The 21,249-nt window shown below is 68.3% G+C and carries 23 protein-coding genes and 1 riboswitch; of the genes, 9 read left to right on the forward strand and 14 right to left on the reverse strand.

Annotation, left to right across the window (positions count from 1 at the left end; all coding sequences use genetic code 11):
• Positions 1-51: 51 nt before the first annotated feature.
• Both FDK12_RS09145 and FDK12_RS09150 read left to right on the forward strand, forming a co-directional pair.
• Positions 52-1,137 carry an S-(hydroxymethyl)mycothiol dehydrogenase gene (locus FDK12_RS09145; protein WP_137369294.1) on the forward strand — a complete coding sequence of 362 codons (1,086 nt, stop codon included), beginning with the start codon at positions 52-54 and terminating at the stop codon, positions 1,135-1,137.
• The gene (locus FDK12_RS09150; protein ID WP_137369295.1) at positions 1,137-1,766 is read left to right on the forward strand and encodes an MBL fold metallo-hydrolase; all 630 of its coding nucleotides are present in this window, start codon (positions 1,137-1,139) and stop codon (positions 1,764-1,766) included. The genes FDK12_RS09145 and FDK12_RS09150 overlap by 1 nt, the downstream gene beginning before the upstream one ends.
• Before the next feature lie 29 nt (positions 1,767-1,795).
• Here FDK12_RS09150 and FDK12_RS09155 read toward each other — a convergent pair whose 3' ends face one another.
• The 7 genes from FDK12_RS09155 to FDK12_RS09185 all read right to left on the reverse strand — a co-directional run bounded on the left by FDK12_RS09155 (position 1,796) and on the right by FDK12_RS09185 (position 7,485).
• On the reverse strand, positions 1,796-2,536 hold the full coding sequence (locus FDK12_RS09155; RefSeq protein ID WP_223263200.1) for a biotin/lipoate A/B protein ligase family protein: 741 nt from the start codon (positions 2,534-2,536) through the stop codon (positions 1,796-1,798).
• A 36-nt stretch (positions 2,537-2,572) separates the two neighbouring features.
• Positions 2,573-3,370 carry an alpha/beta hydrolase gene (locus tag FDK12_RS09160; protein ID WP_223263201.1) on the reverse strand — a complete coding sequence of 266 codons (798 nt, stop codon included), beginning with the start codon at positions 3,368-3,370 and terminating at the stop codon, positions 2,573-2,575.
• Positions 3,371-3,452: 82 nt separating this feature from the next.
• The gene (gene thiE, locus FDK12_RS09165; RefSeq protein WP_137369296.1) at positions 3,453-4,112 is read right to left on the reverse strand and encodes a thiamine phosphate synthase; all 660 of its coding nucleotides are present in this window, start codon (positions 4,110-4,112) and stop codon (positions 3,453-3,455) included.
• Entirely contained in the window at positions 4,112-5,035 is a 924-nt protein-coding gene (gene thiM / locus FDK12_RS09170; RefSeq protein WP_137369297.1) for a hydroxyethylthiazole kinase, read from the reverse strand. Before thiM ends, thiE begins: the two co-directional genes overlap by 1 nt.
• A 41-nt stretch (positions 5,036-5,076) precedes the next feature.
• Positions 5,077-5,175: riboswitch (TPP riboswitch) on the reverse strand.
• Positions 5,176-5,212: 37 nt separating this feature from the next.
• Positions 5,213-6,244 (reverse strand): aldo/keto reductase, encoded by a 1,032-nt coding sequence (locus FDK12_RS09175; protein ID WP_137369298.1) that lies wholly within the window; start codon positions 6,242-6,244, stop codon positions 5,213-5,215.
• Positions 6,245-6,297: 53 nt separating this feature from the next.
• Positions 6,298-6,582, reverse strand: coding sequence for a DUF427 domain-containing protein (locus FDK12_RS09180; protein WP_137369299.1), 285 nt, complete (start codon positions 6,580-6,582; stop codon positions 6,298-6,300).
• Between the two features lie 126 nt (positions 6,583-6,708).
• Positions 6,709-7,485: a thioesterase family protein gene (locus FDK12_RS09185; protein ID WP_137369300.1), complete on the reverse strand. Its 777-nt coding sequence runs from the start codon at positions 7,483-7,485 to the stop codon at positions 6,709-6,711.
• Between the two features lie 302 nt (positions 7,486-7,787).
• On the opposite strand from FDK12_RS09185, the gene FDK12_RS09190 reads away from it, so the two are divergent.
• Complete coding sequence (locus tag FDK12_RS09190) at positions 7,788-9,329, forward strand: MDR family MFS transporter (protein WP_137369301.1); 1,542 nt, start codon at positions 7,788-7,790, stop codon at positions 9,327-9,329.
• Positions 9,330-9,471: 142 nt separating this feature from the next.
• Here the strand turns inward: FDK12_RS09190 and FDK12_RS09195 are convergent, their stop codons facing one another.
• Entirely contained in the window at positions 9,472-10,329 is an 858-nt protein-coding gene (locus tag FDK12_RS09195) for a Rieske (2Fe-2S) protein (RefSeq protein WP_137369302.1), read from the reverse strand.
• Positions 10,330-10,588: 259 nt separating this feature from the next.
• On the opposite strand from FDK12_RS09195, the gene FDK12_RS09200 reads away from it, so the two are divergent.
• From FDK12_RS09200 to FDK12_RS09210, 3 genes are all read left to right on the forward strand, one after another.
• Entirely contained in the window at positions 10,589-11,440 is an 852-nt protein-coding gene (locus tag FDK12_RS09200) for a pentapeptide repeat-containing protein (RefSeq protein ID WP_317616731.1), read from the forward strand.
• Positions 11,441-11,527: 87 nt separating this feature from the next.
• A complete protein-coding gene (locus tag FDK12_RS09205) occupies positions 11,528-12,430 on the forward strand; it encodes a neutral zinc metallopeptidase (protein WP_137369304.1) in 903 nt (300 codons plus the stop codon).
• The gene (locus FDK12_RS09210; RefSeq protein WP_189636315.1) at positions 12,427-13,233 is read left to right on the forward strand and encodes a glycosyltransferase; all 807 of its coding nucleotides are present in this window, start codon (positions 12,427-12,429) and stop codon (positions 13,231-13,233) included. The genes FDK12_RS09205 and FDK12_RS09210 overlap by 4 nt, the downstream gene beginning before the upstream one ends.
• A 46-nt stretch (positions 13,234-13,279) precedes the next feature.
• Here the strand turns inward: FDK12_RS09210 and FDK12_RS09215 are convergent, their stop codons facing one another.
• Positions 13,280-13,891, reverse strand: coding sequence for a DNA alkylation repair protein (locus FDK12_RS09215; protein WP_137369306.1), 612 nt, complete (start codon positions 13,889-13,891; stop codon positions 13,280-13,282).
• Positions 13,892-13,929: 38 nt separating this feature from the next.
• The gene (locus FDK12_RS09220) at positions 13,930-14,685 is read right to left on the reverse strand and encodes a CPBP family intramembrane glutamic endopeptidase (RefSeq protein ID WP_189636320.1); all 756 of its coding nucleotides are present in this window, start codon (positions 14,683-14,685) and stop codon (positions 13,930-13,932) included.
• Positions 14,686-14,952: 267 nt separating this feature from the next.
• Between FDK12_RS09220 and FDK12_RS09225 the strand changes: the two genes are divergently transcribed.
• Positions 14,953-15,870: a ribonuclease Z gene (locus FDK12_RS09225; protein WP_137369307.1), complete on the forward strand. Its 918-nt coding sequence runs from the start codon at positions 14,953-14,955 to the stop codon at positions 15,868-15,870.
• Positions 15,871-15,876: 6 nt separating this feature from the next.
• Here FDK12_RS09225 and FDK12_RS09230 read toward each other — a convergent pair whose 3' ends face one another.
• Positions 15,877-16,305, reverse strand: a complete 429-nt coding sequence (locus FDK12_RS09230) for a rhodanese-like domain-containing protein (RefSeq protein WP_137369308.1) — start codon at positions 16,303-16,305, stop codon at positions 15,877-15,879.
• Positions 16,306-16,398: 93 nt separating this feature from the next.
• On the opposite strand from FDK12_RS09230, the gene FDK12_RS09235 reads away from it, so the two are divergent.
• Positions 16,399-16,857 carry an Lrp/AsnC family transcriptional regulator gene (locus tag FDK12_RS09235; protein ID WP_137369309.1) on the forward strand — a complete coding sequence of 153 codons (459 nt, stop codon included), beginning with the start codon at positions 16,399-16,401 and terminating at the stop codon, positions 16,855-16,857.
• 6 nt (positions 16,858-16,863) lie between these two features.
• Here the strand turns inward: FDK12_RS09235 and FDK12_RS09240 are convergent, their stop codons facing one another.
• On the reverse strand, positions 16,864-17,343 hold the full coding sequence (locus FDK12_RS09240) for a DUF1990 family protein (RefSeq protein ID WP_137369310.1): 480 nt from the start codon (positions 17,341-17,343) through the stop codon (positions 16,864-16,866).
• Between the two features lie 37 nt (positions 17,344-17,380).
• A complete protein-coding gene (locus tag FDK12_RS09245; protein WP_137369311.1) occupies positions 17,381-18,376 on the reverse strand; it encodes a DMT family transporter in 996 nt (331 codons plus the stop codon).
• Here FDK12_RS09245 and FDK12_RS09250 point away from each other — a divergent pair.
• Positions 18,375-19,805 carry a PLP-dependent aminotransferase family protein gene (locus FDK12_RS09250; protein WP_137369312.1) on the forward strand — a complete coding sequence of 477 codons (1,431 nt, stop codon included), beginning with the start codon at positions 18,375-18,377 and terminating at the stop codon, positions 19,803-19,805. The two genes, FDK12_RS09245 and FDK12_RS09250, sit on opposite strands and share 2 nt — an antisense overlap.
• A gap of 55 nt (positions 19,806-19,860) precedes the next feature.
• On the opposite strand, the gene gdhA is transcribed toward FDK12_RS09250, so the two are convergent.
• Positions 19,861-21,201 carry an NADP-specific glutamate dehydrogenase gene (gdhA, locus tag FDK12_RS09255; protein ID WP_137369313.1) on the reverse strand — a complete coding sequence of 447 codons (1,341 nt, stop codon included), beginning with the start codon at positions 21,199-21,201 and terminating at the stop codon, positions 19,861-19,863.
• Between the last annotated feature and the right edge of the window lie 48 nt (positions 21,202-21,249).

Raw genomic sequence — 21,249 nt, forward strand, 5'->3', positions numbered from 1 at the left:
GCGGTGAACCCGTTGACGGGACACCGCTCCCAGCGGAAGGACAGCAAGAACATGGTGCACAGAGTTCAGGGCGTCGTGGTGCGGGCCAAGGATGCCCCCGCGACGATCGAGACGATCCTGGTCCCCGAACCGGGACCCGGCGAGGCGCTGGTCGACATCCTGACCTGCGGGGTGTGCCACACGGACCTGCACTACAAGCAGGGCGGCATCAACGACGAGTTCCCGTTCCTCCTCGGCCACGAGGCCACCGGCGTCGTCAGCGCCGTGGGGGACGACGTGACGACGGTCGCACCAGGTGACCGCGTGATCCTCAACTGGCGCGCGGTCTGCGGAGAGTGCCGGGCATGCCGACGGGGCGAGCCGCAGTACTGCTTCAACACCGCGAACGCCACGCAGAAGATGACGCTCGAGGACGGCACGGTCCTGTCCCCCGCACTCGGCATCGGCGCCTTCGCGGAGAAAACCCTGGTCGCAGCCGGTCAGTGCACCAAGGTCGACCCCGAGGCGGATCCGGCCGCCGTGGGCCTGCTGGGCTGCGGTGTCATGGCAGGGATCGGTGCGGCGATCAATACCGGCAACGTCTCGCGTGGTGACTCCGTCGCCGTCATCGGCTGCGGTGGCGTCGGAATCGCAGCTATCGCCGGGTCGAGGCTCGCCGGAGCCACGACGATCATCGCGGTCGACATCGACGACCGGAAGCTCGAGCTCGCCCGCGGACTCGGTGCGACGCATGTCCTGAACTCCAAGGAAGAGGACCCCGTGGAGGCGATTCGGGCACTCACCGGAGGTAACGGCGCGGACGTCGTGATCGACGCCGTCGGGCGCCCCGAGACCTACAGGCAGGCGTTCTACGCTCGCGACCTCGCCGGCACCGTGGTACTGGTCGGCGTCCCGACTCCCGACATGACGATAGAGCTCCCGCTGCTCGACGTCTTCGGTCGCGGTGGCTCCCTGAAGTCCTCCTGGTACGGCGACTGCCTGCCGAGCCGCGACTTCCCGATGCTCGTGAGCCACTACCTCCAGGGCAACCTCGACCTCGACGCCTTCGTGACCGAACGCATCCGCCTCGACCAGGTGGAGGAAGCCTTCGAGAAGATGCACGGCGGAGCGGTCCTGCGATCGGTGGTGGAGCTCTGATGGCGGCGCGCATCGAGCACCTCGTCACGTCCGGGACGTTCTCGCTCGACGGCGGCACCTGGGACGTGGACAACAACGTGTGGATCGTGGGAGACGACGAAGAATGCGTCATCATCGATGCCCCGCACGACGCCGCGGCGATCGTCGACCAGGTCAACGGGCGGCTTGTACGGGCGATCCTGCTGACCCACGCGCACGACGACCACATCCGCGCCGTCGGCGACCTCTTCGACGCCGTCCGCGCACCGATCTACCTGCACGAGGGCGACCGGGAACTGTGGGACATGGTGTTCCCCGAGCTGAGCCCCGACCAGTCCATCGGCGACGGCGACACCATCGAGGTTGCCGGCGTGTCCCTGACGGCGCTGCACACGCCGGGCCACTCTCCCGGCTCCGTCAGCTATCTGCTCGAGGAGGCGGGCACCGTCTTCACCGGCGACACCCTCTTCCAGGGCGGACCCGGGGCGACGGGTCGCTCGTACAGCGACTTCCCCACGATCATCGAGTCCATCCGCACTCGACTGCTCACCCTGCCACCGGACACGATCGTCCGGACCGGGCATGGCGACAGCACGACGATCGGTGACGAGGCTCCGCACCTCGAGGCCTGGATCGCCCGCGGACACTGACCGACCGGGGCCGGACACCGGCCTTCCCGTCAGGGGAGGTTGGTGGGCCTTGCTTCACCGAATCCGACGACGGCGCCGTACGCCTTCAGCAGCGCGGCCTCCACGACGGCGACGGTCACTCCCGGCGCAAGGTCCTCGGCCGCGCCCGCCGTCGAGGGCTGCCACTCGAGTCCGAGGGCGGAGTAGACATCGGCCAGGACTGCGCGGAGCGGCACGGAATCCTCGACGACGATCACGGACGAGAACAACCACGCTCCTGCGACGACGCGCTGCGCCGTCCCCACGAGTTTGACGGCCGGCGTGCCGCCGGAGCGTCCATGGACGCTGTACTCGCCCGGGCAGTACTCCCCCGGCACCTCGCCCACGCGCGCGTCCAGCCCGACGTCGCTCAGCACGCCGGCGAAGAAGTCACCGAACGCAGCGAAGCGCGCCCTCGTTCCGAGGACGGCGTCGGGCGCGGGCTCGATGTGGTCGACCACGAGGCACCCCCGGTGGTAGGCGGCAGCACGGCCCCCTGCCCGCCTCACAAGTGGCACGAAGCCGTGGCGGGTGGAAGCCGCGGCGGCCTCCGCGAAGCCCGGCAGCCGTGCATCCCGCTGGCCGAAGGCGAGAGTGGGACTCGGACGGTAGAGGCGCAGCGTCGGGGGCCTGGCTCCGACGGCGACCTCGCGCAGCAGGGCTATTCCGCGGGCCAGCTCGGCAGCGGCGTCGTGCGAGGGCGGATCGAGGGCGAGTGCCAGTTCGGCAGCACCCTGCCACGTATTGCTCATCGTTCCATCGTAGGCAGTCAGGCCGGGCGCCCCGAGTCAAGGTATCGGCGTGGGAGTCCAGTCGAGCCAGAGGCCGGCCTCGACGGCGATGGCCGGAGGCACGGTGTGCGGCCCCTCGAACTCGCGGTAGACGACGTCGTAGCCGCGGCGTTTCAGTGCTGGGACGACCTTCCTGCTCGTGGCGTCGATCGGCAGGACAGAGTCCTCGGTGCCGTGCGAGATAAAGAGGGTGGGCTGACCGTGATCCGGGCCCTGGGGCACGAATCCGGGTGAGAACGCGACGACCTTGCGGAAGAGATTCCCGTTCGCGAGTCCGAGCCCCAGCGCATAGGACGCACCATCGGAGAAACCGGCAATGCCGATCCGCTCGGGATCCACCGCGACGAAGGAGAAGACCTCGTGAAGCGCCCTGTCGATGACACCGGTGTCCGGGCCATAACCCCCGCGGATGGCATCCCAGGTACCGCCTCGCGACGCGGGGGCGAGAATGACGATCCCGAGTTGCTCTGCCGCCGCGCGGAGATAGGACAACCCACCCTGCGCGTCCCCTCCAGCTCCGTGCAGTGCGACCAGGAGCGGAACCTGCTCGTCCGTGGCCAGCGATTCGGGAACGAACACGATCGGATCGCGCTCCGCCGTCACCCCTAGCGCACGGACTCCGGTCATGCTGCCCGGGCCGGCAGCCGTGGCACCGGGACGAGCTGACAGGATCGCTGGATCCTCCGCCGCCGGTGCAGTCCTTCTGCTGTCCATGGGTCCTCCCTCACACGCCGTTCCCGCCACGAGGAGCGGCACGACCATCGCACCGGCAAGCACAGTCCTCCTCGTTGCCACACACCGGATTCTAGGCTCGCCAAGCACCAGTTCTCCCGGTTGCCGTCGGGCCCGCCGTCGGCTAGCGACGGGGAGAACACCGTCAGGAGTTCCGGGCCCCGAGCAACTCCTGCGCGGCACTCCGCGGGTCGGCTGACGCACAGATTGCCGACACCACGGCGACTCCTGCCGCCCCTGCCCGACGCAGCGGCCCCACGTCCGCGCGGCTGACGCCGCCGATCGCCACGCAGGGCAGCCTCACGTCCCGTACGAGCGCGGCGAATCCGTCCACTCCGAGCGGCGACGGATGATCCGGCTTCGTCGCCGTCGCGTGCACCGCCCCGACCCCCAGGTAGTCCACCGTGCCGGGTGGCAGGGCGTGCGCGCGGGCGAACTCCTCCCCTGTCGCCGCGCTCAGTCCGACGACGGCATCGGGACCGATGATCCGGCGGACCACGTCTGCGGGCAGGTCGGACTGCCCGACGTGCACCCCGTCGACCCTCACTCCCTGCTCGCGAGCCGCGAGGTAGACGTCGACCCTGTCGTCGATCAGCACGGGAACCCGGCCGCCGACGGCGGCAGCCACTGCCGTGAGGAGATCGAGGAGGGCGCTCCCGCCGGCGTGTTTGTCGCGCACCTGGACACAGGTGACGCCACCCGCGACAGCTGCGGCGACGACGTCCGGCACCGTCCGCGGAGCGCACAGCGCGGTGTCGGTCACGAGGTAGAGCGGCAGATAGGAGAGCGGGGCCGGCCGCGGCATCAGTCCCCGTCCGAGAGGTTGAGGCCCTGCACGACGTCGGCCGGCGTGATCGCGGCGAGCGCGTCGAGGAAGTGCGGGGCGAAGGTCCCCGGTCCTGCCGCCGTGCTGGCGGCACGCTCGGCGGCGAGGGTGTAGGCGGCGGTTGCGGCCGTCGCGGCGAGGAGCGCATCCGGAGTGAGGGAGGCGAAGGCCGCCATCACGGCGCCGAGGGCACAGCCGCCACCGGTGACGCGCGTCAGCATCGCGCTGCCGTTGGCCACCCGGACAACAGCACCATCGGGGGCGACGACGGCATCGACGGCGCCGGAGACCGCGACGACCGAGCCGTGCCTCGAGCCGAGCAGTCGGGCGGCGTCGAGGGCGGCGGCCGGTTCATCGAGGGAGTCGACGCCACGTCCGCCCGCTCCAGAACCGGCCAGGGCGATGATCTCAGAAGCGTTCCCCCGGATGATGGTGGGACGGAACGTGACGAGGCGCTGCGCAGTCGCTGTCCGGACACTCAGGAAGCCGACAGCAACCGGGTCGAGGACCCAGGGCGTTCCTGCTATCAGGGAGGCCTCGGCCGCCTCGAGCATGGCGGCGCGCTGTGACTCCGTGGGCGTGCCCAGATTGACGAGCACACCCGACGCGACGGGTGCGAACTGGGCGGCCTCTCCGGGGATGTCCACCATGGCAGGGGCCGCCCCGAGGGCGAGCAGGACGTTCGCGGTGAAGTTGGTGACGACGGCGTTGGTGACGCACTGGACCAGCGGCGCCGCTCGGCGCAGGTCGCCGAGCAACTCCGCGCACGCTTCAGCGGTGACCGGCCGGTCGGGGCTCACGGACGCGGGGTGCACGGATGCAGCCGTGGGAGCATCGGCGAGCTGCTCCGTCGGTGTCTCCCCGGCTGATCGCGTGGACGAGTGGGTGGATGATTGGGCCATGGCTGCCTCTCGCAGGATGGAGCGAAAGGACAGGCGGAACCAGGGGCACGCCGGGACATCCCTTCGCCAGTATGAGCTGGATCAGGTTCGACGGGTCTTATCTCAGCCCCTTCCCTGAAGGGACACCCCGTGTCGCTGCTCGAACGATAACCCGATACCGGGCCGCTTCCAAGTCGGCTAGCGGCCGCCGTCGATGCGGCGGCTACGCTGCTCGATCCCGGGCAGTCCGTACGGGTAGTCGCCGAAGGTCGGCGCGCTCACGTCGTCGAGTTGCCGCAGCTCATCGGCTGTGAGGACGACGTCGGAGGATGCCAAGTTGTCCGCCAGCTGTTCCTGCGTGCGCGCCCCGAGGATCACGGACGTGACGCCTGGCCGGGCCGCTACCCAGGCAAGCGCGATGTGCGAGGCGTTGACGCCCCGCTCCGCCGCGATTGCGCTCACGGTGTCGATGATCCGCCACGTCCTGTCCTGCGCGTTGCGCTTCTCCCAGGCCTCCATGCCGCGCTGGGGGTTCTCACCGAGCCGAGTGGCGCCGGTGGGCTCGGTGTCGCGGGAATACTTGCCCGTCAGCCAGCCACCGCCCAGGGGGGACCAGGGAAGCATGCCCATTCCGGCATCCAGGACGGCCGGGACGATCTCCGCTTCGATCTCGCGCACCAGCAGCGAGTACTGGGGCTGGAGCGTCACCGGCAGGGAATAGCCGCGCTGGCGAGCGATCATGACGGCCTTGGTGAGTTGCCAGCCGGTGTAGTTGGAGAAGCCGTAGTAACCGATGCGGCCCTGGACCACCGCCTCGTCGAGGAACCCGAGGGTCTCCTCGAGTGGAGTCAGCGGGTCCCAGGAGTGCACCTGGTACAGGTCGATGTGGTCCACGCCGAGTCTCCTCAGAGACGCGTCGAGCGCTCGGCGGAGGTGGCGCCGCGACAGGCCGAGGTCGTTCACGTCGTCTCCCATGGGGAACCGCCCCTTGGACGCGAGCACCATGCGGTCCCTTTCGGACGGGTTCTTGGCGAGCCATCGCCCGATGATCTCCTCCGAGGCGCCCGCCGTGTACACGTCGGCGGTGTCGATGAGGTTTCCGCCGGCCGCCGCATAGCCGGACAGGATGGCGTAGGAGGTTGCCTCGTCCGACTCCGCTCCGAACGTCATGGTGCCAAGGGCCAGTTGGGACACCGAGGTGCCGCTGTTGCCGAGTTTCCGGTACTCCATAAAGGACTCCTTCTACGATGCGCCTGCTGGAACGGCTGGTATGGGTCGGCGGGTCATTCGGTCACTGTCACGCCTTTCCAGAAAGCGTAGTGACCGCGGATGTTCTCCGCCGCTTCTTTCGGCTCCGCGTAGCTCCACGCCGCGTCCCTGTTCTGCTCTCCGTCCACGGTCAGGGTGAAATAGCTCGCCGTGCCTTTCCAGTGGCAGACCGTGGTGGTGTCCGTGGGAGCGAAGAACTCCTGCGAGATGGAGTTCGGCGGGAAATAGTGGTTGCCCTCGACCATCACGGTGTCCGTGGACTCCGCGATGACCCTGTTGTTCCAGATCGCTTTCGGCATGGTTCCTCTTCCTCGAGACTCCCCATTCGAGCGTGGGGACTACGGTGGCGCGCATCCCGAGCGGATGCGTCCCGTTCCGTGTGCAACCCCGGAGTCGTGGCATGCATTCCGGCGGCACCGGCCGGATCAGAGCTTGCGTACCGTGAGGATCTGCTCCGAGCGTCCGAACGGACCGTCGAGGTCGTGCAGGACACTCGAGGTCAGGCCCACTCCCCCCGGCCCGAACGTGACGCGTGTGTCCAGGCCGAGCCATTCGCCCGCCGGCATCCTGTGCAGGTGGATCTGCAGGTCGACGTTTGGGTACATCCAGCTGTTGCCGCCGGGCTCGACACGCGGCGCTATCCCGTTCGCGGCGTCCACCATGCCCACGAGTCGCACGACGTCGGGGCTGGTCCGGCCCTCGACCATGGAGTAGGGGTTCCGCATCCAGACCTGCCCCCGCCCCGGGCGGTGCCCCGGGAGGACGCGGACTTCGAGCGACCTGATGAAGCCGCCCGGCCAGGCCGTCATGGCCTCGTGCGGCCCCGCGTCCTCCGGGCCCGGAATGCGCTGGTCCTCGACCGCGGCGACGGCTGCCGTGTCCTGCGTCCGGAGGCGCCAGGCTTTCGCCACGATCGCCGTCCGCCCGCCCGCCTCCATCCGTGCTTCCACGAGCTCGATGGTCCGGCCGGGACGGACGACGGCGGTGGAGATCTCGAACTCGCCGCGGGGGATCATTCCGAGGATGTCGAAGCTCAGGCGGCTGAGGTGCAGCCCGTCCCGTGGCTCGCACTCCAGCAGGCACTGCGTGATGAGCCCGGAAATGGGAGCCATGTGTTGCTCCTCCGGGTTCCAGGCTCCCTGGGCGTTGATCGTCGACTCGAACCGGCCGCCACCGAGGTCGCGGTAGAAGGAATCAGGCACGGAGGATCTCCTTCGTCGGGGAAGCCGGGCAGAATCATGCGCTGTAGGTGGCGGAGTGGTGCCAATACCATTCTTCCGGCGCGGCACCCGCCCTATGCTAGTGGAGCAGCCACCTTCGCAGCGCCGCGGTATGCCGGTCCGGCGCACGACGGGCCGGACTTCTGGAATAGAGTCCGGGCGCGCGGAGTTCAGATGATTGACCTGGTCAACCTTCGCGACCGGTCCGGCGCAATACCTTGACCCCGGCGCCGGCGGACGGATCCCGCCGGTGCTGAACAGCAGATCGAACCGAGCGGATCACCATGACCCAGAGCCCCCCGTCCCCCGTCTCCGACGCGACCCCGAGCCGGGAGGCCGTCGCGCCGTCCGGCTCCGGTCCGTCACCGCACCTTCCGCAAGCCTCCGCGCAGGGCGTCTCCGGCGCGCTCCCCGCCCGGGACAAGCTGGTCATTACCCTCCTGCTCATCTCGGCTTTCGTCGTGATCCTCAACGAGACGATCATGGGAGTGGCGATCCCCCGTCTCGTCGAGGACCTCGGCATCACGGTGGGCGCAGGACAGTGGCTGAGCACAGCCTTCATGCTGACGATGGCCGTCGTCATCCCGGTGACCGGCTTCCTGCTGCAGCGGTACAACACGCGTCCCGTGTTCATGGCAGCGATGGGACTCTTCAGCCTCGGCACACTCATCGCCGCGCTGGCACCGGGATTCGGTGTCCTGCTGGTCGGCCGGGTCGTGCAGGCCAGCGGCACCGCGATCATGATGCCGCTGCTGATGACGACCGTCATGACGCTCGTTCCACCCGCGTCACGCGGCAAGATCATGGGAAACATCTCGATCGTCATCTCCGTGGCTCCGGCGCTCGGCCCGACCATCTCAGGGGCCATCCTCAGCGTGCTCGACTGGCGCTGGATGTTCTGGCTGGTCCTGCCCATCTCGCTCGCCGCGCTGGCCGTCGGTTCGGCGAAGATGAAGAACGTGACCACGCCCCGGCGGTCGGCCATCGACGTGCCGTCGGTCATCCTGTCCGCCGTCGCCTTCGGCGGAATCATCTATGGCCTGAGCCAGCTCGGTGAGGCGTCGGCCGGAAGCGCCGTCCCCGCGTGGATTCCACTCGTCGCGGGTCTCGCCGGCCTCGCCCTGTTCATCACCCGCCAGTTGGTCTTGCAGCGGCGTGACGCAGCGCTGCTCGACCTCCGGGTGTTCAATTCGGCGAACTTCACCATCTCGATCGTCGCCATCGCGGTGAGCATGATGGCCCTTTTCGGCACCATCATCCTGATCCCGATCTACGTTCAGACCGTCCTCGGGATGGATCCCCTGGTCTCCGGGTTGCTCCTCCTGCCGGGCGGTCTCGCCATGGGCCTGCTGGGACCCGTCGTCGGCCGCGTGTACGACCGCCGCGGCCCACGCATCCTCCTGGTGCCCGGAGCATTCCTGGTCAGCGCCGTGTTCTGGTCGCTGACGCAACTCACCGAGACGACGCCCACCGGGATGGTCCTGGTGGCGCACGTCGCCTTGAGCGTAGGCCTGGCCCTGATGTTCACTCCCCTCCTGACGTCTGCGCTGGGGTCCGTCAAACCGGCTCTGTATTCGCACGGCAGCGCCGTGTTCGGTACCGCCCAGCAGCTGGCGGGAGCCGCCGGTACTGCGCTCTTCATCTCGGTCATGACCATCCGGAGCACCTCCCTGGCCGACTCGGGCGTCGATGCCGAAGCGGCCCTGGCCGGCGGCATCCGGGCAGCCTTTATGTACGGCGCGATCATCTTCCTGCTCGCCATCGTCGCCTCGTTCTTCGTGCGAGCGCCGAAGGAGACTGAGAACTCGCCCGCCCTGGTGCACTAGGAACAGGTACACGCGCTGGACTAAGGCGCTCGTCACGACGAAGCCCCGCCGGGTCCTTCCGGCGGGGCTTCGTCGTTCGGCTGGATTGTTCGACTGGCTCGTTCGGCTAGATCGTTCGGCTGGATCGTTCGGCTCGTCGCCGTCAGGACTCGGGCTGCCGCAGTTCGATGAAGCCATCGCTCGTGACCCGTGTCTGGTAGACGGGCTGGGGCACGCTGGCCGGTCCTCGATAGTTCTTGCCGTCGTCGAGCCTGAACATGCTCTGGTGCCACGGGCACGTGATGCAGCCGTTCTCGATGACGCCCTCTTCGAGGGGACCGCCCAGGTGGTTGCACACTCTGTCCATCGCGGTCAGCTTCCCCTCGTGGCGCAGCAGCAGGATCGGCACGCCGTTTGCTTCGACGGTGTGGCGCCCGCCCTCGACGACGTCGGCATCGCTGGCCACGCGGGTCCAGTCCTTCGGGGCCTCGTGCCATGCCGTCCGGTTGACGTTGACGCCGCTGGCGTAGCTGAGGTGCCCCCCGAGGTAGGCGCTGAAGAGCATCGACCCGAGCCCGCCGAGGCCGAGCAGGACCCCGAGTGCTCGATGGTCCTTGGCGCGCGCGACCGCGGAGGCGGTGTAGAGCATGACCGCGAGGGAGTTGCCGGTCGCGTGCACGATCCCGACCCGGCGCTCCTTCTCCTGGGTGTCGGACCAGTCGTGCAGGCCCGTGATCGCCGTCGGTACCGCGGAGAGGATCCCGACGGTGACGAGGAGATCTGCGGCCTTGCGGGAACCCTTGCCGCCGGCGATGTCCAGGAAGGACGCCATGCTCCAGGCACCGGACGGCACGACGATCAGCATCGGATGCACCGAGTGGCCGATCGCCGCTCCGCTGAGCAGGTTCCGGATCCTGCGGGGCCGCACGGCCTTGCTGACCGCTGCTGCGAGGGGGTCGGCGATCTTGTCCAGCGACTTCGCGTGCTCGAGTCCGTCCAGCATCGTATGCAGGATGTTCATCCTCTGCTCCTTCTGATCCGGGCCGACAGTCGGCACGTTCGACGTAGGGTGGGCGATGGCGCCCGGTCCCACCGTCGCAGTCGTCGCTACACCTGACAACAGGACGGAAGGCCGTAAGGTTTTCCTTGGCCATGCTGAGCGATCGGTGCGAGAATCCGGGCGGGCCGGAGGACAATGATTCCTCACGACCGTCGGGAACGCCGCCCAGTCGATGCTGGGCGGGGCGTGCCCCTCCCCGAGGAGGAATCTCTTGCCTGCTGTGCCGCTGCACCTCACCGGCCATCCCGGCGTTCCCCTCACAGCTGACTGCTCGAAGTGCTTCGCCCTGTGCTGCTCCGCCCTGGGATTCGAGAGGTCGAGCGATTTCGCGCACGACAAGCCCATCGGACAGGCATGCCGCAATCTCGCCGCCGACTTCTCCTGCACCATCCACGCGAAGCTCCGCGGCGAGGGGTACAAGGGGTGCACGGTGTTCGACTGTTTCGGCGCCGGCCAGCAGGTGGCGCAGCGCGGCTTCGGCGGGCGGAGCTGGACGGAACACCCGGAACTGAAGCCGGCGATGTTCGCGGCGTTCCCGGTCGTTCGGCAACTGCACGAGGTGCTCTGGTACCTCGATGAGGCCCAGCGCCTCGCTGCATCGTCCCGATCCGTTCCGGCTGCGGCCAGAAGCGCAGTGCTCGCGCTGACCACCGAGACCGTGGGTCTGGCCCGACTCGAGCCGGAGGGCCTCGCGGGCGCGGACCTGGAGGGACTCCGCGCGAGGGTCGGAGCAGTGCTCGCGGACGTGAGCACCGCGGTGAGGAAGGCGGCAGGTGGGCCCCGGCATCCACGCCGTCTCGCGCCCGGGGCCGACCTGCTCGGCGCTGATCTCGCACACCGGTCCCTCCAGGGCGCCAACCTGCGCGGCGCCTACCTCATCGCCGCCGACCTGACGGGTTCGGACCTCCAGCACGTGGATCTGCTCGGAGCCGATCTCAGGGACGCGAGGCTGCAGGGCGCAGATCTGTCGCACGCCCTGTTCCTCACGCCGATGCAGGTCGCTGCTGCGACCGGCGATAGTCGCACACGGTTGCCGAACCGACTCGAGATCCCGGGGCATTGGCAGGACTGACCCGCGCAACCGCGTGCAGCCCGCGCGGGATCGACAGCACCCGCCTGCCTGACTGCCGACGACGGTAAGTAGGCTTATTGTTGAACCATGAGTTTCAATGACAACGCGCAACTCAACCCTTCACGCGTCAGTGATCGGCGTGGACGCGGTCGCGGTGCGGCCGTCGGAGGCGGCCTCGGTGGTGGCCTCCTCCTGATCCTCTCGCTGATCTTCGGTCCGGGTGTCGTCGACCAGTTGGGAATCGACGACGGCACGGCGTCGCAGCAGCAGGACTCCGGCGCGGAGGACGCCATCGACGAGTGCCTGACCGGCGCAGAAGCCAATGAACGGCTCGACTGTCGCATTCTCGGCACCGCGGAGAGCCTCGACAGCTTCTGGCTGCCCTACCTCGACCAGTTCGGCGTGGCGTACACGCAGCCCGGCGTCGTGATCTTCAGCGACAGCACCGACACCGGCTGCGGGACTGCGACGAGCGCCGTGGGCCCGTTCTACTGCCCCGTGGACGAGCAGACCTACTACGACACCGCATTCTTCGACGACCTCGTGACCAGGTTCGGGTCCTCCGGCGGCCCCCTCGCGCAGGAGTACGTCGTCGCCCACGAGTTCGGGCACCACATCCAGAACCTCATCGGCACGCTCGGCGCCGCCCAGCAGGATCCGCAGGGCGCGGAGTCCGGCGGTGTCCGCGTCGAACTGCAGGCGGACTGCTTCGCCGGGATGTGGGCCGCCCATGCCACAACGGTGCCCGATCCGGAGTCCGGCGAGCCGTTCCTCCGCCCCTTCTCAACCACCGACCTGCAGGACGCCCTCTCCGCGGCCGCATCGGTGGGCGACGACCGCATCCAGGAGTCGGCGACGGGCCAGGTCAATCCGGAAGGCTGGACCCACGGGTCCAGCGCCCAGCGGCAGGCGTGGTTCGCGCAGGGCTTCGATACAGGCGATCTGCGCTCCTGCGACACGTTCGCGGCGACCGACCTGGACAATCCGTGACCCGTTCCGGTCATCCTGCCCGCACCCCGGAGGAGTCACCCGTGACCGGGCGGCTCGCCGTCGTCGTGCCCGTCTTCAACGAGCCGGGCATCGTCCGCACGCTCGAAGCGCTCCGCGCACAGCGCGACCGCGGCGACCTCCACGTCTACGTGGTGGACAACGCTTCCACCGATGACACGGCACAGCGGATCCAGGACTACGCGGCGGCCCATCCCGAGGTGGCACTCACGGTCGTGACCGAGCCCCAGAAGGGAACCGGGGCCGCGAGTGACACCGGCTTCCGGAGGGCGATCGACGACGGCTTCGAGCTGGTCGCGCGCACCGACGGGGACAGCGAACCCGCGGAGGACTGGGTGCGCCGGATCCGCATACTCTTCGCGCTGCACCCCCGGGTGCAGCTTCTCGGGGGAACCAGTACCGCGCTTCGGGACGGCCACTACCGGCGGGGCGATGACCTGCTGATGCCCGGCGCACTCTGGCTCCTGCGGATCATGATCGCGCTCAAACACCTCGACGTCGCATACCTGCGTTTCGTTGCCGGTCACAACATGGCGGTACGGGCGTCCGCCTACGTGGCGTCAGGCGGGATCGAGCGGACATCGATCGACACGCGCGACGAGGACATCGAGTTCTCCGCCCGGGTGTGCCACCGGCTGGGCTGGGCCGCAGTGCGGATCGACCCCACGCTCAAGGTGGCGACGTCGATGCGGCGGGTACGCCGCTACGGGCTCGGCATGATGGGCATCCATCACCTCGTGCCGGCCCTCCGCGGCAGGATCATCCGCACCATCGACATCCGCTAGCCCTCTGCATCGGCTCCGAGTCCGGCCGGGTCCGGGCCGGAAACCGTCAGCCCGCGCCGCTCGCCCTGACCAACGCCACGGCGTCTTCCACCGTGGGGACGCGGCCCTGCCGTGCGCTGGAGACCAGGCGGACGGTCCGCCGGAAGGCGGCGTCGTCGCCCTCGCCCGCCCGGAACGCCGGCAGGTGCACCAGCACGGCCGCGCGGCGGAGCAGGGCATCCTCCGCAGCGGCCCAGCGGTCGACGACGGTGCGTGCGCGTGCGGCATCCGGGTTTTTCAGCCTCAGGAGCAGTGTTCCGACGACGTCGATCGCGAGGGGATCCACGAGATCCGGAACCTGAGCCGACCGGAGGAAACCCTCGATCCGCGTGAGGTCGGAGTGGCGCAACAGCGGCACGAACGACTGCAGCAGCACGACTGCCGCCAGCCTGCGTTCGAACACCGGCCGGGCCCAGAGCTCTGCGGCGAGCGCGGTGACGTCGTCGTGCCCGAGGCCCGGATACCGGCGTTCGGCGTTGCGGACGGTCCCGCGGACGGCGCCGACGGACGCTCCGTAGTACTCGAGCCCCGTCCCGTACCGCCGTTGGTGGTCCTCCGCGCGTTCCCACGAGCTCTCGTACTGCAGGGACTCGTCGATGAACTCGGCGGGGTCACTCACCGGGGCGCTGCTCACGGATTCGTCAGTTCGTCGGTTGGTCAGTAGAGGAAGATGTCAATCCACACCCGGTTGTGGGCGTGGAGGAGGACGAGGAACAGGACGAAGTCGAACAGCAGGTGGACGCAGATGATGTAGGAGAGGGACCGGGTGCGCGTGAAGATGAACGCCTGCAGGAGCGCGAACGGGAAGATGAACAGCGGTGCCCAGGCGTGGAAACCCAACTCCCAGAGGAACGAGGTGAACAGCACGGCCTGGAGGACATTGGCCTGGGCCATGGGAAGGTGCCTGCGCAGGAGTGCGAACACGGTGCAGATGAAGAAGAGCTCGTCCCAGATGCCCAGGCCGTTGGTGCCGACGAACAGTCGCGCGATCTCGTCCGGCGCGGAGGCCGCGGGCCAGTTCGTGTAGACGCCGGTTCCGAGCATGTACACCGGAAGGAGGGCGTAGCCGATCACGACGACGGCGGGCAGGTACCACTTCTCCGCGCGGGTCCACTTCTGGCCCGTACGGACGGGGAAGGTGATGGAGTGATCGCGATAGGCGAACCGGGAGACCGTGTAGGGGACCCCGACGGCGAGGATCATCGCCGTGCCCATGACGGCCATGTGTTCCACGCTGATGTCCGTCGTGATCGGCACGAGGCTCATCACGGCGAGGCTGAACGCGATGAGCAGGAGGTCCCGGAAGAGTGCCCTGTTGATGGCGGCTGCCGCAACGAGCGCGACGGCCAGCAGTGGGTAGCCGATCAGGGGCTGGTGGAGCACGAACAGGACGAACCCCGCGAGCGACACCAGGGCGGCGGGGACGAGTTCCCGGGAGGGTGTGTTCCACGTGCCCTCCTTCCAGGCTCGTCGGCCTGGGCGTGCCGTCGACAGACCGGGCACCACCGGTTGCGCTTGCTGCTCCACGCGATCATGCTCCTTCGTCGATGCGCGCTCCCCTGCTCCGCGCCGGCCCTGCCCTGATACAGGGACGCCTACCCATTCTTTCGCCTGCCGTGCAGCACGGTCCACTCGAGTCCGCCCGAGCCGGCCCGCCTCCGGCAATGCAAGACTTTGGTCATGCGTGAGCTCGTCATCCTCGGCACGGCGTCACAAGTGCCCACCCGGACCCGCAACCACAACGGCTACTTCCTGCGGTGGGAGCTCGAGGGCATCCTGTTCGATCCCGGTGAGGGTACCCAGCGCCAGATGATCCACGCCGGAGTGGCCGGTACCAAGATCACGCGGATCTGCCTGACACATGTCCACGGCGACCACTGCTACGGGCTGCCCGGCGTACTCTCGCGGATGGTGCTCGACGGCGTCGCGCACCCCGTGCATCTGCACTACCCCGCGTCGGGTGAGGACGTGGTGCGGGCGCTCGTGTCGCTCGCGACCCCCGGCCTGGACCTGCACCTGCACCCTCACGGCACCGCCGGTCCGATCGCACCCGGGATGGAAGTCCTTCCGCTGCGGCACCGCATCGAGGCGTACGGGTACCGGATGACGGAGCCGGACGGGCGGACGTTCCTTCCCGATCGGCTTGCCGCTTCCGGCATCTCCGGGCCCGACGTCGGGCGCCTGCAGCGCGAGGGACGGCTGGGTTCCGTCGGACTCGACGAGGTCAGCGTCCCCCGACCGGGGCGGCGCTTCGCCTTCGTCATGGACACCGCCGTGTGCGACGGAGCCTTCGCCCTGGCCGAGGACGCCGACCTGCTGGTGGCCGAGAGTACCTTCAGCAACGACCACGCCGCGCTCGCCGACCAGTACCTGCACCTGACGGCCGGCGAGGCGGGAGCACTCGCGGGCAGCGGCGGGGTGGGAACACTCGTGCTGACCCACTTCTCGTCACGGTACGACGACGTCGGGATACTTGCGCAGCAGGCGCGAGCAAGCGCAGGATCGACGACGGTGGTCGCGGCCTCGGACCTGGACCGGATCCCCTTCCCGGCTCGCCCCGCCCCCGTGGACGGGATGCCGGGCGCTGAGGGGCACTGATGCTGTTCACGCCGTCGGTGGGAGGGGCGCAGTGAGCGGGTCCGGCGCTCGGCGTCCACGTCCGTCGTCGCTCACGGTCGCGAAGCCTTCGCGCGCCCAGTACTCGAAGCCACCGATGAGTTCGCGGACGTTCGTGTAGCCCATCGACGCAAGAATCAGGGCACCACGAGTGCTGCCGTTACAGCCGGGTCCCCAGCAGTAGACGACGATCGCAGCATCCGTCGTGGACGCGAAGTCCCCGATACGTGCTTCGAGCTCCGAGTTCGGGATGTGGACGGCGCCCGGGATGCGGCCCTGACTCCATGACGCAGCGGAACGGGTGTCGATCACGAGGGGTGCAGTCCCGGAAGCCCGCTCAGCAGCGAGGTCCGTCGGGTCGGTTTCGTACGCGAGCTTGGCAGCGAAGTAGTCAGCGGCAGAGAGGAAAGGAGTCATGGTTCCATCGAAGCGCTTCTGTCGCTCGACGGGAACGCTCCACCGACGGCATAGTGCGGCGCCGGTGCCGTTTTCGACGGTAGATTCTGCCGTATGCCCTCGAACCCACGGATCGATCTCGATTCCACCGATCACGCGATCATCGGCCACCTGCAGGAGGACGGGCGGGCGAGCGTCGCGGAGCTGGCCCGCTCCATCAACCTGTCCCCGAGTGCGACGGGCGATCGGGTGAGGCGTCTTACCGATGCCGGCGTGATCACGGGCTACTCGGTCACCGTGGATCCGGAGGCCCTCGGGTACAGCGTGACCGCGTTCGTGCGATTGGCCTACCCCACCGGCAACTACAAGCCCTTCCACGACTTGGTCGCCTCACTGCCCGAGATCATCGAGGCCCATCACGTCACCGGCGCCGACTGTTTCATCATCAAAGTACTCGCCCGCTCGATGCGCGATCTCGAGCGCATCACGGGCCGGCTCGCGACCCTCGGCAGTATCACCACCAGCGTTGTCTACTCGAGCCCCATACCCTCCCGACACATCACCCCGGCCTGACCGGGGTCAGGGCAAGAGCGAGCGCAGATACCGCCTCCGCACGACACGCTGCACAAGGAGGAGGATCGGGAAGAGCAGGCGCCATGGATGACGTGGTGCCGCCCGCGTCAGCGATCGAACCGTCAGGCGCACCTCATCATCGTGCCGGGACACAATGAACGCCTCCTCACCGCGAACAGGATGCCCGGGCCTGGTCCGGTAGGCGAATCCTGCACGCTGTCCGTCGTTGACCACGGAGACGACTTCGACCGGCTCGACAACGCTGAGGCCGAGGAACGTGACGGTGACTGAGACACGTTGCCCGGGTACCACCGGCGTCGTGCAGTCCACACTGAACCCGCTCCGTGTCTTCACACCCCAGCGGAGGACCTCGTCGACAGCTCGTCGCCACACATCATCGCCCTGCCCGACGACGGAGGTGACCTCCGATCTGCGGTACCCGTCGTGCCGTCCCTGCGGCCAGGGTTCCACGGCCGGAAGTGTCATCGCCCCGTTCCTCTCCTTCGGCACCATACGCACGCGTCTACCGGACAGCACCTATCCCCCCATCGTCGGCCCCCGCCTGACCGGGGTCAGGGGTGTCCGGAACAGGAGTCCTGGCCGGACGTGCCGATCGCGTGCGGACCGCGACCCCCGCACACACCACGACAGCGGCTCCACCGAGGACTGTATGCCACGACAGTCCCTCGCGCAGCAGGAGTGCGGCCCACAGGATACTCAGCACGGGCTGGATCAGTTGCACCTGGCTGACCCGAGCGATCGGACCGATGGCGAGGCCGCGATACCAGGCGAAGAAGCCCAGGAACATGCTGACGACGGCGAGGTAGGCGAAGGACGCCCATTCGATCGGGGTGCCGACCTGCGGGTGGTGCAGCACGGCCGTGACCGTCAGCACGACCATGACCGGTGAGGCGACCACCAGGGCCCACGACACGGTCTGCCACGCGCCGAGTTCCCGGGCAAGCAGGCCGCCCTCGGCGTAGCCGGTCGCGGCAGCGATCACGGCACCGAACAGCAGCAGATCGGACAGGGCGGGTTGGGCGAGTCCTCCTTCGTGCAGTGTCGCGAAGACAACTGCCACGACGGCGCCCAGGAGCGCCACCAGCCAGAACGAGGTAGGTGGCCGTTCCCTCCCCCTGACGACGGCCATGGCAGCAGTAGCCGCCGGCAGGAGGGCGATGACGACGGCGCCGTGGCTCGCGGGTGCGGTCGTCAGGGCGAAGGAGGTCAGCAGGGGGAACCCGATCACGATTCCGCAGGCGACGACGCCGAGCCGCAGCCACTGCGTGCCGGACGGGAGACGTTGCCGAGTGAGGGAGAGAGCGGCGACTGCGAGAGCGGCAGCCACGACCGCCCTACCCGAACCGATGAAGAGGGGCGACAGGCCTCCGACGGCGACGCGCGTGAAAGGAACCGTGAACGAGAAGGCAGCTACACCGAGGAGACCCCAGGCGAGACCCGATCGTGCGGACGATAGCAGGGTGGTCGGAAGCAGGGTAGCGCTATTATGTGGCTTCATGACCAACGATAGCAGTTCGAGGATCGTCACGGCTCTGCGCGAGTGGATTGCAGCAGCTCCCGCGGGCGCGAGGCTGCCTTCGACGCGCTCGCTGGTGGCACGGTACGAAGCCAGTCCGGTCACGGTGCAGAAAGCGCTGCGTGTCCTCTCCGCCTCCGGCCTGATCGAGAGCAGGCCTGGCGTCGGCACCTTCGTCCGGGCCATCCGCACGGCACGTCCGCTCGACTTCGGCTGGCAGACCGCGGCGTTGGGGTCACCACCCAACCGCCTGCAGTCGTCGCCGGCGACCATGCGGGCTGCGACCGCTGATGCGATAGCCCTGCACGAGGGGTACCCGGAGCGCGACCTTCTTCCGGAGCGACTGGTCAGGGCGGCACTCGCCAGGGCGGGCCGTAGCGAAGCGGCCCTGACGCGCTCCCCCGCGTCGGGCCTCCCGGCGCTGCAATCGTGGTTCGCGTCGGAGCTGGCAGAGCTCACGCCGGTGGGCGTGACCCCGCCGACGTCGAGCAATGTGATCGTCCTTCCGGGCAGCCAGAGCGGACTCAGTTCCGTCTTCCGCGCTCTGGTCACGGCCGGGCAGCCGTTGCTGATCGAATCGCCCAGCTATTGGGGCGCCATCCTCGCCGCTGCACAGGCGGGCGTGCGCGTGGTACCGATCCCTTCCGGGCCCACCGGCCCGGACCCGGACGCTCTCGCCCGTGCCTTCGAGGAGACCGGCGCGCGAGCTTTCTATACCCAACCGAACTTCGCCAACCCGACCGGCGCGCAATGGCCCGCTGACGCAGCGCTGCAGATACTCGACGTCACCAGAACCTACGGTGCCTTTCTCATCGAGGACGACTGGGCGCACGATTTCGGGATCTCGACCAGCTCCACACCTCTGGCTGCGCACGATGATGACGGGCACGTCGTGTACATCCGCTCGCTCACGAAGAGCGTCTCGCCCGCGCTCCGGATCGCCGCAATCATTGCTCGCGGGCCGGCCCGCGAGCGCATCATCGCCGACCGCACCGCAGCGTCCATGTACGTCAGTGGAATACTCCAGGCTGCGGCCCTGGACATCGTTACGCAGCCCGGCTGGCAGACGCACCTTCGCGGCCTGCGCGAGAAATTGCGGTCACGCCGGGACCTCCTCGTCGACAGTCTCAGCACCTATGCGCCGCTCGCCCAGCTCACAGCCCTCCCACCGGGAGGCTTGCATCTATGGCTGCGGCTTCCGGACGGAACAGACCTCGCACGCCTGGTGCAGGACTGCGAAGCACAGGGCGTGTTCGTCGCGCCCGGCGACGACTGGTTCCCGGCCGAGCCCACAGGACCGTTCATTCGCCTCACCTACTCCGGACCCGACCCGGGCGCCTACCCGGAAGCAGCACGCGTCATCGGCCACAGTCTCGAGCGGGGCAGGCAGCAGCGCGGGGCCGATCTATAGAGCTGCGTTCAGTGCGTCTGCAGGAACAGTTCCGCCCACTGTCGGCAACGTGGAGTCAGATGACTCCGAGTGCGAGCATGGCGTCCGCTACCTTGACGAAGCCACTGATGTTCGCCCCTGCGACATAGTCACCGGGCACGCCGTATTCGTCGGCGGTCGTCGCACACCGGTCATGGATACCCACCATGATCTCCGTGAGTCGCTGTTCGGTGTGCTCGAAGGACCAGGAATCACGGCTGGCGTTCTGTTGCATCTCCAGGGCCGAGGTCGCGACGCCGCCGGCGTTCGCGGCCTTGCCCGGCCCGAACAGGACGCCGACCTGCTGGAACCCCTGCACGGCCTCGGGCGTGCAGGGCATGTTCGCCCCCTCCGCCACCGCGACCACTCCTGCCTTGACGAGCGATACCGCGGCATCCTCGTCGAGTTCGTTCTGCGTGGCGCAGGGCAGGGCTACCGCTGCCCCCACATCCCAGATCGAACCTCGTTCCACGAACTGGGCGCCTGCCCCCCGCCGCCGCGCGTACTCGGAGATCCGTCCGCGCTCGTTCTCCTTCACCTCGCGAAGGAGCGCGACGTCGATACCGGCTTCGTCGACGACATACCCGGAGGAATCGGAACAGGCGACGACGGTCGCACCGAAGTGCTGTGCCTTGGCGATGGCATGGACGGCGACGTTGCCCGAGCCGGAGACGATGACGCGTTGTCCCTCGAGGTCGAGTCCCCTGGTCTTGAGCATCTCCCGGGCGAACAGGACTGCGCCGTAGCCGGTCGCTTCCGGGCGAACCAGGGAGCCACCCCAACTGATTCCCTTACCCGTGAGCACTCCGGACTCGTACCGATTGGTGACCCTCTTGTACTGCCCGAAGAGATATCCGATCTCGCGGCCACCCACGCCGATGTCGCCCGCGGGAACATCCGTGTACTCACCGATATGCCGGTACAACTCCGTCATGAAGGACTGGCAGAACCGCATCACCTCACCGTCGGACCTGCCCTTGGGATCGAAGTCGGAGCCGCCCTTGCCTCCGCCGATCGGCATGCCGGTGAGCGCGTTCTTGAAGACCTGCTCGAATCCGAGGAACTTCACGATCCCGAGGTACACGGACGGGTGGAAGCGCAGGCCCCCCTTGAAGGGGCCGAGAGCGGAATTGAATTCGACCCGGAAGCCCCGGTTGATCTGCACGATTCCCGCATCGTCCACCCAGGGCACGCGGAAGATGATCTGCCGCTCCGGTTCGCACAGCCGCTCCAGCACCGCAGCGTCCACGAACTCGGGATGTTTCTTCAACACCGGACCCAGGGAATCGAACACCTCGACGACGGCCTGATGGAACTCCGTCTCACCCGGATTTCGCCGGAACACCTGATCACGCACGGAGGACAATGCCGAATCCATGGAACTCCCCGATCTCGAGTGCGGAACTTTCTGCAGGACTGAGGCACG

Origin of the sequence: Arthrobacter sp. NamB2 (assembly GCF_005281365.1) — a bacterium.
Taxonomy (GTDB): domain Bacteria; phylum Actinomycetota; class Actinomycetes; order Actinomycetales; family Micrococcaceae; genus Arthrobacter_D.

What these genes read in the sequence shown, in the direction of transcription:
- FDK12_RS09145 (WP_137369294.1), top strand. Translation starts at nt 52, where the DNA reads ATGGTGCACAGAGTTCAGGGCGTCGTGGTGCGGGCCAAGGATGCCCCC.
- FDK12_RS09150 (WP_137369295.1), top strand. Translation starts at nt 1,137, where the DNA reads ATGGCGGCGCGCATCGAGCACCTCGTCACGTCCGGGACGTTCTCGCTC.
- FDK12_RS09155 (WP_223263200.1), bottom strand. Translation starts at nt 2,536, where the DNA reads ATGAGCAATACGTGGCAGGGTGCTGCCGAACTGGCACTCGCCCTCGAT.
- thiE (WP_137369296.1), bottom strand. Translation starts at nt 4,112, where the DNA reads ATGCCGCGGCCGGCCCCGCTCTCCTATCTGCCGCTCTACCTCGTGACC.
- thiM (WP_137369297.1), bottom strand. Translation starts at nt 5,035, where the DNA reads ATGGCCCAATCATCCACCCACTCGTCCACGCGATCAGCCGGGGAGACA.
- FDK12_RS09175 (WP_137369298.1), bottom strand. Translation starts at nt 6,244, where the DNA reads ATGGAGTACCGGAAACTCGGCAACAGCGGCACCTCGGTGTCCCAACTG.
- FDK12_RS09180 (WP_137369299.1), bottom strand. Translation starts at nt 6,582, where the DNA reads ATGCCGAAAGCGATCTGGAACAACAGGGTCATCGCGGAGTCCACGGAC.
- FDK12_RS09190 (WP_137369301.1), top strand. Translation starts at nt 7,788, where the DNA reads ATGACCCAGAGCCCCCCGTCCCCCGTCTCCGACGCGACCCCGAGCCGG.
- FDK12_RS09195 (WP_137369302.1), bottom strand. Translation starts at nt 10,329, where the DNA reads ATGAACATCCTGCATACGATGCTGGACGGACTCGAGCACGCGAAGTCG.
- FDK12_RS09205 (WP_137369304.1), top strand. Translation starts at nt 11,528, where the DNA reads ATGAGTTTCAATGACAACGCGCAACTCAACCCTTCACGCGTCAGTGAT.
- FDK12_RS09225 (WP_137369307.1), top strand. Translation starts at nt 14,953, where the DNA reads ATGCGTGAGCTCGTCATCCTCGGCACGGCGTCACAAGTGCCCACCCGG.
- FDK12_RS09230 (WP_137369308.1), bottom strand. Translation starts at nt 16,305, where the DNA reads ATGACTCCTTTCCTCTCTGCCGCTGACTACTTCGCTGCCAAGCTCGCG.
- FDK12_RS09235 (WP_137369309.1), top strand. Translation starts at nt 16,399, where the DNA reads ATGCCCTCGAACCCACGGATCGATCTCGATTCCACCGATCACGCGATC.
- FDK12_RS09240 (WP_137369310.1), bottom strand. Translation starts at nt 17,343, where the DNA reads ATGACACTTCCGGCCGTGGAACCCTGGCCGCAGGGACGGCACGACGGG.
- FDK12_RS09250 (WP_137369312.1), top strand. Translation starts at nt 18,375, where the DNA reads ATGACCAACGATAGCAGTTCGAGGATCGTCACGGCTCTGCGCGAGTGG.
- FDK12_RS09245 (WP_137369311.1), bottom strand. Translation starts at nt 18,376, where the DNA reads ATGAAGCCACATAATAGCGCTACCCTGCTTCCGACCACCCTGCTATCG.
- gdhA (WP_137369313.1), bottom strand. Translation starts at nt 21,201, where the DNA reads ATGGATTCGGCATTGTCCTCCGTGCGTGATCAGGTGTTCCGGCGAAAT.